At 38.1% G+C, this 10,169-nt stretch carries 10 protein-coding genes and 2 other annotated features; all 10 genes read left to right on the top strand.

Going from position 1 to position 10,169, the window contains the following annotated elements; genetic code table 11:
- Positions 1 to 158 precede the first annotated feature (158 nt).
- Positions 159 to 1,190: a glyceraldehyde-3-phosphate dehydrogenase gene (locus tag TY15_RS04810; protein WP_040207692.1), complete on the top strand. Its 1,032-nt coding sequence runs from the start codon at positions 159 to 161 to the stop codon at positions 1,188 to 1,190.
- Positions 1,191 to 1,577: 387 nt separating this feature from the next.
- The gene (gene speD / locus TY15_RS04805) at positions 1,578 to 1,952 is read left to right on the top strand and encodes an adenosylmethionine decarboxylase (RefSeq protein WP_040207693.1); all 375 of its coding nucleotides are present in this window, start codon (positions 1,578 to 1,580) and stop codon (positions 1,950 to 1,952) included.
- A gap of 108 nt (positions 1,953 to 2,060) precedes the next feature.
- A complete protein-coding gene (locus TY15_RS04800; protein WP_040207694.1) occupies positions 2,061 to 2,459 on the top strand; it encodes a hypothetical protein in 399 nt (132 codons plus the stop codon).
- Between the two features lie 191 nt (positions 2,460 to 2,650).
- The gene (nrdR, locus tag TY15_RS04795) at positions 2,651 to 3,115 is read left to right on the top strand and encodes a transcriptional regulator NrdR (RefSeq protein WP_040207695.1); all 465 of its coding nucleotides are present in this window, start codon (positions 2,651 to 2,653) and stop codon (positions 3,113 to 3,115) included.
- A gap of 111 nt (positions 3,116 to 3,226) precedes the next feature.
- Positions 3,227 to 4,606: a replication initiation and membrane attachment family protein gene (locus tag TY15_RS04790; RefSeq protein ID WP_040207696.1), complete on the top strand. Its 1,380-nt coding sequence runs from the start codon at positions 3,227 to 3,229 to the stop codon at positions 4,604 to 4,606.
- Between the two features lie 9 nt (positions 4,607 to 4,615).
- Positions 4,616 to 5,545, top strand: coding sequence for a primosomal protein DnaI (gene dnaI / locus TY15_RS04785; RefSeq protein WP_040207697.1), 930 nt, complete (start codon positions 4,616 to 4,618; stop codon positions 5,543 to 5,545).
- A 149-nt stretch (positions 5,546 to 5,694) separates the two neighbouring features.
- Positions 5,695 to 6,576 (top strand): putative sporulation protein YtxC, encoded by an 882-nt coding sequence (gene ytxC, locus TY15_RS04780; protein WP_040207698.1) that lies wholly within the window; start codon positions 5,695 to 5,697, stop codon positions 6,574 to 6,576.
- 153 nt (positions 6,577 to 6,729) lie between these two features.
- Positions 6,730 to 6,981 (top strand) — a binding site (T-box leader).
- A gap of 84 nt (positions 6,982 to 7,065) precedes the next feature.
- Positions 7,066 to 9,000 carry a threonine--tRNA ligase gene (gene thrS / locus TY15_RS04775; protein WP_040207699.1) on the top strand — a complete coding sequence of 645 codons (1,935 nt, stop codon included), beginning with the start codon at positions 7,066 to 7,068 and terminating at the stop codon, positions 8,998 to 9,000.
- Between the two features lie 160 nt (positions 9,001 to 9,160).
- Positions 9,161 to 9,292, top strand: a sequence feature (ribosomal protein L20 leader region).
- A gap of 139 nt (positions 9,293 to 9,431) precedes the next feature.
- Positions 9,432 to 9,935 (top strand): translation initiation factor IF-3, encoded by a 504-nt coding sequence (gene infC / locus TY15_RS04770; RefSeq protein WP_040207700.1) that lies wholly within the window; start codon positions 9,432 to 9,434, stop codon positions 9,933 to 9,935.
- Between the two features lie 17 nt (positions 9,936 to 9,952).
- Positions 9,953 to 10,153, top strand: coding sequence for a 50S ribosomal protein L35 (rpmI, locus tag TY15_RS04765; RefSeq protein ID WP_040207701.1), 201 nt, complete (start codon positions 9,953 to 9,955; stop codon positions 10,151 to 10,153).
- Positions 10,154 to 10,169 lie beyond the last annotated feature (16 nt).

Here is a 10,169-nt window from a genome sequence, read left to right as displayed (position 1 = left end):
TTGTTTTTAAAACGTATGAAATTTAAGGTGAATAATTATTTGAATGGTTAAAAATTAAAAAATCCGCCATTAATCCATCACAATTAACCTCAAATATGTTATACTATTTACAATAATACAAGTTAAAAGTATAACATTAATACGGAAGGGGCCGTAAAATGATGGCGAGAATTGCAATTAATGGGTTTGGGAGAATTGGAAGGATGGTTTTTAGGAAAGCAATCCTTGATCAAAAACTTGAAATTGTAGCAATAAATGCGAGTTATCCAGCAGAGACACTAGCCCATTTACTCAAATATGACTCGAACCATGGAATATTTCAGGGTGAAATTATCCCTTTAGATAATGAATTAATCGTGAATGGAAAAAGAATTAAGTTATTAAGTAGTCGAAACCCAGAAGAATTGCCATGGCGAGAACTTGGAATTGATATAGCCATAGAGGCAACTGGTAAGTTTAATTCACGTGACCAAGCTGCGCTTCACCTGGCGGCGGGTGCTAAAAAGGTTATTTTAACGGCACCTGGAAAAAACGAGGACGTAACGATTGTTATGGGGGTGAATGACCATATGCTCGATATTACTCACCACGATATTATTTCAAATGCATCCTGTACAACAAATTGCCTTGCACCGGTTGCAAAGGTGTTAGATGAAGCATTTGGAATTGACAGTGGTTTAATGACCACTATTCATGCTTATACAAATGATCAAAAGAATATTGATAATCCCCATAAGGATTTAAGGAGAGCCCGTTCATGTGGACAATCCATCATTCCAACCACTACGGGGGCAGCGAAGGCGATATCACTTGTATTACCACAGCTAAAGGGGAAACTACATGGAATGTCACTGCGGGTACCAACACCGAATGTGTCACTTGTTGATTTAGTTGTAGACTTAAAACATGATGTGATAGTGGATGATATTAATCGTGCTTTTATGGAGGCATCTCGTGGGCCGTTAAAAGGGATTCTCGATGTAACCATGGAGCCTTTAGTATCGATTGATTTTAATACAAACGAACATTCTGCCATTATTGACGGCCTATCGACAATGGTGATGGGAAAAAGAAAAGTGAAGGTTTTAGCTTGGTATGATAATGAATGGGGATATTCATCTCGTGTGGTTGACCTTGCCCTATTTGTGGCGGAAGAAATCTCCAGATCATCGCAAGTTAAAGTCGGCTAATATCTTAAGTTGTCTAATGGATTAGTGTGTTATACACAGTCAAGAAAATGCTGTCTGTTGACAGTATTTTTTTTTGTTGGTTTGTACCATTTGGGGGAATGGAGCATAAAATATGGTTGAAGTTAGCGTTTTTTTTGGATAATGCATGGAGGAAAATATTCCTCTGTACCTTGTTCCATATTTTGTAAAAATAAAAATATTTGATAGGTTGCAAAAAAAATATAAACAAAGTATACTAGTCATCGTGAACTTCTTGAAATTAGGTAGCGAAAAATTACTTAAAGGGTTAGGACCTCTCTGGACTAACTTTCCCCCGTGGTAGTTCCGAAGATACCGTCAATAATAGGATTTCAAGAAACCATCAAGGTTAAAGGGGGAAAAAAGAATATGGAAACAATGGGACGTCACGTAATCTCTGAGCTTTGGGGATGCGACTTTGAAAAACTGAATGATTTAAACTTTATTGAAACGACTTTTGTTGAAGCGGCTCTAAAATCAGGTGCAGAAGTTCGCGAGGTAGCATTTCATAAATTTGCGCCACAAGGTGTTAGTGGTGTTGTCATTATTTCCGAATCACATCTTACTATTCATAGTTTTCCAGAACATGGTTATGCAAGCATTGATGTGTATACATGTGGAGATCTAAACCCGAATATTGCTGCTGAATATATTGCTGAGGCATTGAATGCTGAAACACGTGAAAATATTGAAATCCCTCGAGGCATGGGTCCAGTGCATGTGAAGCAGGCAAAGGTACTTTAATCATAATAAAACTAATTATCCCAGAGGTGTACCATTTGTACACCTCTTTTTATTTTTTGTTGAGAATGTTGTAAACTAAGAGTAAAGCAAAAATTTTGGAGGGGTATCATGGCTATTTTAATTAATATTTTTACACGTTTTCATAAACAAATTGAGACTTCAGATAAAAACACGGATCTATCTCTGAAAACTCATTATTATAAAGCGACCTTTAATCAATTATTTCAATCGGTGGAGAAAGTCTTCCACGAAGATGCGGATTGCCGAGTAACAACGGTATCAAAGGAGCATGGAGAGATTGCGGTAGAAGTAAAAAAACCAATTTCCTGCTTTTTAATTGTCACAATCGTTTCGGTTAAACCGATGGAAACTGCCGTTGATTTTAATATTTCATCGGAAAAATTTTCACTGCTTGGCAGCTATCCTGATTTAAAAAAGCGGATAAACGCCTATTACGAGCGGATTAATCAACTACATAATCTTGTCGGGACAGGAAAAAACTCGTAATACATCTACTTGTGCAAACTCCTGCTTTTTAATAAGATTAAAGTATGGAGATCAGTACGGGATTTATCAGCCGGTCAGAATTTATGAAGGTGAATTTTGAAGGCATAAGTTCAACTACGATTCTGTTTACGCCGGTTGGTGCGCGTGGCAGTTGTCGAGTTTTCTTTATTGAGATTTGGAGTTGATTAATAATGAAATGCCCTTCATGTCAAAACTATGGTACGCGTGTACTGGATTCTCGACCTGTTGATGAAGGACGTGCAACGCGGCGAAGAAGAGAGTGCGAAGAATGTGGATACCGATTTACTACTTTTGAGAAGATTGAAGAGATTCCTTTAATTGTAGTAAAAAAAGAGGGTACAAGAGAAGAATTCAGCCGTGATAAAATACTTAGAGGTTTGATTAAGGCATGCGAAAAGAGGCCTGTAGCCTTAAAGGAGCTAGAAGATATCACACATGGTGTGGAGAAAGATCTTCGCAGTCAGGGGATTTCTGAAATTAAAAGTGAAGCAATTGGCGAGATGGTAATGGATAGGCTCGCACATGTGGATGAAGTTGCCTATGTAAGATTTGCATCTGTATATCGCCAATTTAAAGATATAAATGTGTTTATTGAAGAATTAAAAGAACTGATTAAAAAAGAAAAATCCGAATGAGCCAAGGGGCCTGTCTTTTGGCTCTTTTTAGTCTAGCGGATGTGCTAGTGTAAAGAAGTGCACTGGGGCTGAGGCTGAATGTAAATTAGATGAAAGAAAGGACGGGAGGATATGGCGCAGCATTGGCAGGAAATTCTTCCTATTGACCGATATATTGTGGCGGCCAATGGGTTGCTTCATGAGTATGACCGTAAAGTGCTGACGTTTTTATATCAGCCCTTGATCGGATCAACATGTTATAGCCTGTATATGTCACTTTGGGCAGAGCTTGAAGAGAATCGCCTTTGGTCTGAGTCTTCAACACATCACCTTTTAATGAACCTAATGGACATGAATTTAAAGGAGATTTACGAAGCTCGCTTAAAGCTTGAGGGGATTGGATTGTTAAAAACTTTTGTCAAAACGGTTGATGGGGAACGCTCCTTTATTTACGAGTTGTATCCGCCTTTAAACCCTGAGCAATTCTTTTTAGATGGAATGTTAAATATTTATTTATTTCGAAAGATAGGTAAAAGCCATTTTTCTCGGTTGAGACGATTCTTTACCGACCAGCAAAAACCAAAAGATAAAGAATATTTCGATGTGACAAGAGCTTTCCAAGATGTGTATGCTTCAGCAACACCCGGAAATCTTCAATACCTACAGGATATGTCTGAGGAACTTGATGCTGGACCGAATGAACAATTTATAGGTAGAAATGAAACAATGCCGATCCAAATTGATAACAGCATGTTTGATTTTGATTTGCTATCTGCAGGTTTGAATGAGTCGCTTGTCCCGAAAAAAGCGTTAACGCCAAAAGTGAAAAACGTTATAAGTAACCTTGCCTTTCTTTACAATATAGATGCCATTGAAATGAAGAATTTAATATTAGGTGCGATCAACGAACATGAAGAGATTGATATCGAGGATTTGCGGAAGGGTGCGCGTGATTGGTATCAATTTGTCAATTATGACAACCTTCCAAGCCTTATAAACCGAACCCAGCCAGTTGCCTATCAAATTCAAAAAAACGAACCAACCACACAAGAAGAGAAATTAATTCGTTATTATGAAACAACCTCACCGTTAACCGTCTTTAAAGAGTTCTCGGGGGGAATAGAGCCTTCAAATGCCAATTTGAAAACGCTAGAAGAAGTGATGATCAAGTATAAGCTCCTTCCAGGCGTAGTAAATGTATTGATTGAGGTTTCAATGATTAAAACGGATATGAAATTTAGTAAGGCTTTTGTGGAGTCTGTTGCAAGTCATTGGGCTCGGAAGCAAGTGAAAACAGTGAAGGAAGCAATGGAACTGGCAAGGAATGAGGAACACAAGATGACCGAAAGTAAAAAAACTGGAAAGTCATTTAATAAAAAGCCAGTCCGAACCGAGCTGCTTCCGGATTGGTTTGATAAAGAAAAACAAAAACAAACTAAGCCAGAAAAGAGTCCGGATTTAGAAGCTAAAAAACGTGAGATTGAAAAAATGTTGAAGGCATTAGATGATTAGAGGTGTCTTATGGAGAAAATAAATAAAACCTTAAAAAGGTTAGCCTCACAAGAAGATTTTCAAAAACGATATGAAAAAATGCGTCGGGCAACACTCGAAAACCCTGATATTAAAGAGTTTATAAGAAAAAATCAAGAGGTCATAACGAAGGAAATAATCGACAAGAGCTTAGTAAAGCTATATGAATACACCAACCAAAGCAAGGAATGTGAGAAATGTGAAAGCCTTGATGGTTGTATTAATATGATGAAGGGGTATCATCCTGAGTTGGTCTTGTCACGAAATTTCATTGACGTTAAATATGAAAAGTGTCCAAGAAAGATTATGTATGATGAAAAACGTAAAAATGAAAGCCTCATTAAAAGCTTATATGTACCTCGAGATATTTTAAATGCTACTTTTGATGATTTTATACAAGATGAAGATCGGATTGAGGCTTTTGGCAAGACGCTCGCCTTTTTAAATAATTTTAAACAAGGTATACCTACAAAAGGGCTATACTTTCATGGCGAATTTGGAGTTGGTAAATCATATTTATTAGGTGCAGTTGCTAATAAGCTTGCCCAAAAACAAATTTCATCAATGATTGTCTATGTACCGGAACTGCTTAGAGAGATGAAAAGTTCGATCGCTGACTCCACACTGAATGAAAAAATTGAAGCGTTGAAAAAAGAACCGATTTTAATGCTTGATGATATAGGTGCTGAATCAATGTCAAGTTGGACAAGAGACGAGGTTCTAGGACCGATTCTGCAATTCCGAATGCTAGAAAGTCTGCCGACGTTTTTCACCTCTAATTTCAGTTTTCAGGAGCTGGAGCATCATTTAACCTACAGTCAACGTGGGGAAGAAGAGAAAATGAAAGCGCGTCGAATCATGGAGAGGATTAAAACCTTAAGTGAACCGGTATTGGTAGACGGGCCAAACAGAAGAAAATAAAAGGCTGCCAAAGAAGTTAGGATTACTGCGAAACGTCGGTAATCCTTTTTTCTATTTATATCCTAAAAGACGTTGTAACGGTACTTCTATTTTGGTCAAGTCCCCCATATATATTTAAAACAGAGATTTGCTCAAAAGGGGGGATTTGGTTGGCGGAAATCATCTTCCAAAGCAAGATGGAATCACATCGGTTTTATCAACACTTGCTGAAGTATATACCAATTAGTTCAGATGAAGATACTATTCTTCTCTTAGAAGATCGACATATAGTAAAAATAGCAGATGGCTTCATTTCCAGTGATCAAGTTAATAAGCTTAAAACGGCATTTTATGATTTTATTACAAATATAAAACGTGATGATTGGTTGAAAGAAATAATCAAGAATCATTATTATTTTCAGGATATCGAAGAGCAGCAGCAAATTATGGAGATCATTTATTCTATCCTAGAAGGCGAAAGAGCGGATCTTGCCGTATTTGTCAAAGAAACGACGGAGGGATCAGCTGGGATCATGACGGCAATCCATCATATTATAAAGGAGAATGTTTCCTTTTCCTTTGATGCATTGCTAAAATTCCGCTTGCGCCCCTATATTCAAAGTCTTGAAGGCTATGTGGAAATTGCCATTGATGAATACAAAATGGAACAGGAATACCAAATGTTTGTGCAAATGTTACGAGACTTTTTGATCAACAGAGAGCCGAAAATAGGGACATTACATTTATTAGTTGATAATGAAATTACCTTCTATAATGAGCAGTTTGTCGAGATGAAACGGGCGGAGTTAATCAGATTGATTGATCGAAAATTATTAGTTAATCACCCTGTCTATGTTGACTCAGCTTCGATCGCACCACTTTTATCGCTAGCACCAACAACTATTTATATCTATACAAATGACCCTGATGAGCCGCTTATTAGAACAATCGCCAATATCTTTGAAGAACGGGTGACGATTAAAACGTTTGCGGCCCTGAGAGAAAGGAAAAAAGGGATAACTGAAAACCAGTCATCGGAGAATCATGGATAGAATCATAAAATAATGTCAATATTTAGTTTTATGTACCTTGATTTTTTATAAGTTAATCATTATAATAACGTACATAGTCAAAAAAGCGGAAGCATATTGAACAGTAGGATGATTAGAGCTTACTGGTGCTGCGCTAGACATGTAATATTTATAGTAAAAGTAATGATAAGGACAACAGTATTTTCTTCACGGTTATCAGAGAGGAAGACCAGCGGCTGAAAGTCTTCTAATACGGAATGAATACTTACCACCTTTAAACTTCAACAGTAAACACGACATTTTTTTATGGCGTAAGTAATTGTTGACGGCAATCGTCCGTTATCCTGACCAAAGTCATTTTTAATGAAATTTATTAGAAATGAAAAATTGGGTGGAACCACGTGTTAATCAAAACTCGTCCCTATTCCAGGGATGGGTTTTTTTATTTTTCAAAAAGCGGATTTTTGGGCAAAAATGACCCGAAACGCTTAATTCAAAGGAGGAATTACCATGTCAGACGTTGTTAAGATTTCGTTTCCAGATGGGGCAGTAAAGGAGTTTCCAAAAGGAACAACAACGGAAGATATTGCCGCTTCCATCAGCCCAGGCCTGAAGAAAAAGGCAATTGCCGGTAAATGGAACGGAGAAATGTTTGATCTTCGCCGTCCAATCGTAGAAGACGGTTCCATAGAAATCGTTGTTCCAGATTCAAATGAGGCGCTAGAGGTATTGCGTCATAGTACGGCCCACTTAATGGCTCAAGCTGTAAAAAGACTATTCCCCGATGTGAACCTTGGGGTTGGACCTGTCATTGAAGGTGGATTTTACTATGATATGGATTTAGCGGAATCATTAACACCTGAAGACCTGCCAAAGATTGAAAAAGAAATGGCGAAAATTGTGAATGAAAATCTTGAAATTATCCGTAAAGAAGTAAGCCGTGCAGAGGCAGTTCAATTGTTTAAAGAGGCGAACGACCCCTATAAACTTGAGCTCATCGAGGCAATTCCGGATGATGAAACAGTGACAATCTATGAACAAGGTGAATTTTTTGACCTTTGCCGTGGGATCCACGTACCATCAACTGGAAAGATCAAAGAATTCAAACTATTGAGTATTGCGGGTGCTTACTGGCGCGGGAATAGTGACAATAAAATGCTTCAACGTGTTTACGGAACTGCCTTTTTCAAAAAAGAAGACCTTAAAGAGCATTTACGCTTATTAGAAGAGGCAAAAGAGCGCGATCACCGTAAAATTGGGAAAGAATTGAACCTTTTCACAAGTAACCAATTGGTAGGTCAGGGATTACCATTATGGCTTCCGAAAGGCGCAACGATTCGTCGAGTTGTTGAACGATATATCGTTGATAAAGAACAGCGTCTGGGTTATGACCATGTATACACTCCAATTATGGGTAGTGTCGATTTATATAAGACTTCAGGTCACTGGGATCATTACCAAGAAGATATGTTTCCAGTAATGGACATGGATAACGAGCAATTAGTTCTTCGTCCGATGAACTGTCCGCATCACATGATGGTGTACAAAAACAGCATCCACAGCTATCGTGAGCTGCCGATTCGAATCGCAGAACTAGGAACTATGCATCGTTATGAAATGTCTGGTGCACTTTCAGGACTACAGCGTGTTCGTGGAATGACTTTAAATGATGCACATATCTTTGTTCGTCCCGACCAAATTAAAGATGAATTCAAACGGGTTGTGAACCTCGTTTTAGCAGTATACAAAGACTTTGATATTAATGACTATTCTTTCCGTCTTTCTTACCGTGACCCTCAGGATACTGAAAAGTATTTTGACGATGACGCGATGTGGGAAAAAGCACAAAGTATGCTGAAGGATGCCATGGATGATCTTGGACTTAACTACTATGAGGCAGAAGGAGAAGCAGCCTTCTATGGTCCTAAGCTTGATGTTCAAGTGAAGACAGCCTTAGGGAAGGAAGAAACACTTTCTACTGTTCAATTGGACTTCTTATTACCAGAACGTTTTGATTTAACATATGTTGGTGAGGACGGCAAACCGCATCGTCCAGTCGTTATTCACCGTGGTGTTGTATCAACAATGGAACGTTTCGTTGCCTTCTTAATTGAAGAATATAAAGGTGCTTTCCCTACTTGGCTCGCTCCAGTACAAGTACAGGTCATTCCTGTGTCTCCTGGTGTACATTATGATTATGCGAAACAAGTTCAAGAACAGCTGCAAAATGAAGGTTTCAGGGTCGAATTGGATGGCCGTGATGAAAAAATCGGTTATAAAATCCGTGAAGCACAAATGCAAAAAATTCCATATATGCTTGTTGTCGGTGATAAGGAAGTGGAAGAAAATGCCGTTAACGTCCGCAAATATGGTGAACAAAACTCAGAAACAAAACCGTTTGTAGACTTCCTTGCAGCATTAAATGCAGAAGTAAAAAGAGGATAATCTGGGTAAGAGAGGGTAATCTCTCTTTGTTTTAAAAAAATATATTGATTAATTTCTGGTTTCTTGTTACAATAAATTTCGTTGTCAAAGAAAATAGTTCGTTTGACAATCCATCTTTGCTTATGGTATAGTTACTAAAGTGAAAATTGAATACGAATTTTGGGAAAAGAAGAAGCACCCGCTTCTCACCTGGTTGACGCAATACAGCAGTTGGCAGGTTTTACGTGAACTTTTTGTTTATTACTTATGTTTCGTAAAGTGTGGGTGTGTGCATCCACACTTTTTTATTTGTGTACTTAAGCAATAGCCTGATGAAAAGTTTTAATACCTGTTGATTCAACTATGGTGTCATTTTGTAAGGTGATTTATTCTAGTACCCAGACAGTGTATTCGTGAAAAAACCTTGGAGGTGGCTAATTATTAGCAAAGACATGTTGTTAAATGAGGGTATTCGCGCTCGTGAAGTTCGTCTTATTGATCAAAATGGCGAACAATTGGGGATTAAAACCAAATTTGAAGCGTTGGAGATTGCAGGAAGAGTAAATCTTGATTTGGTACTTGTAGCGCCAAATGCAAAGCCTCCGGTAGCCCGAATTATGGACTATGGCAAGTTTAAATTCGAGCAGCAAAAGAAAGAAAAAGAAGCTCGTAAAAATCAAAAAATCATTACCACTAAAGAAGTACGTCTAAGCCCAACGATTGATGAGCATGACTTTAATACGAAACTTCGTAATGCCATTAAGTTTTTGGAAAAAGGCGACAAGGTAAAAGCTTCAATCCGATTCAAGGGCCGGGCGATTACCCATAAAGAAATCGGTCAACGAGTGTTAGACCGTTTTTCCGAAGCGTGCAAGGAAGTTGCAACGATCGAATCCCATCCTAAAATGGATGGACGTAGCATGTTCCTAGTTTTAGCACCTAAAATTGAAAAGTAATAAGGAGGACTATCATAATGCCAAAAATGAAAACTCACCGCGGCGCTGCAAAGCGTTTCAAGAAGACTGGTTCTGGTCAACTTAAGCGTGACCATGCTTATACAAGCCACTTATTTGCGAACAAATCAACAAAAGCTAAGCGTAAACTTCGCAAAGGATCTCTTGTTTCAAAAGGCGATTTCAAACGCATTCGTCAATTATTAACTTACATGAAGTAATCTCAGTGATCGATAT

It is taken from the genome of Neobacillus jeddahensis, assembly GCF_000612625.1.
In the GTDB taxonomy this organism is placed as follows: domain Bacteria; phylum Bacillota; class Bacilli; order Bacillales; family Cytobacillaceae; genus Neobacillus; species Neobacillus jeddahensis.
This window is presented reverse-complemented; position numbering and strand designations above follow the sequence as displayed.

Excerpts from the sequence above, each read along its gene's own strand:
- dnaI (WP_040207697.1), top strand. The coding sequence starts at position 4,616 with ATGGAGAAAATAAATAAAACCTTAAAAAGGTTAGCCTCACAAGAAGAT.
- rpmI (WP_040207701.1), top strand. The coding sequence starts at position 9,953 with ATGCCAAAAATGAAAACTCACCGCGGCGCTGCAAAGCGTTTCAAGAAG.
- thrS (WP_040207699.1), top strand. The coding sequence starts at position 7,066 with ATGTCAGACGTTGTTAAGATTTCGTTTCCAGATGGGGCAGTAAAGGAG.
- speD (WP_040207693.1), top strand. The coding sequence starts at position 1,578 with ATGGAAACAATGGGACGTCACGTAATCTCTGAGCTTTGGGGATGCGAC.
- TY15_RS04800 (WP_040207694.1), top strand. The coding sequence starts at position 2,061 with ATGGCTATTTTAATTAATATTTTTACACGTTTTCATAAACAAATTGAG.
- infC (WP_040207700.1), top strand. The coding sequence starts at position 9,432 with ATGTTGTTAAATGAGGGTATTCGCGCTCGTGAAGTTCGTCTTATTGAT.
- nrdR (WP_040207695.1), top strand. The coding sequence starts at position 2,651 with ATGAAATGCCCTTCATGTCAAAACTATGGTACGCGTGTACTGGATTCT.
- TY15_RS04790 (WP_040207696.1), top strand. The coding sequence starts at position 3,227 with ATGGCGCAGCATTGGCAGGAAATTCTTCCTATTGACCGATATATTGTG.
- TY15_RS04810 (WP_040207692.1), top strand. The coding sequence starts at position 159 with ATGATGGCGAGAATTGCAATTAATGGGTTTGGGAGAATTGGAAGGATG.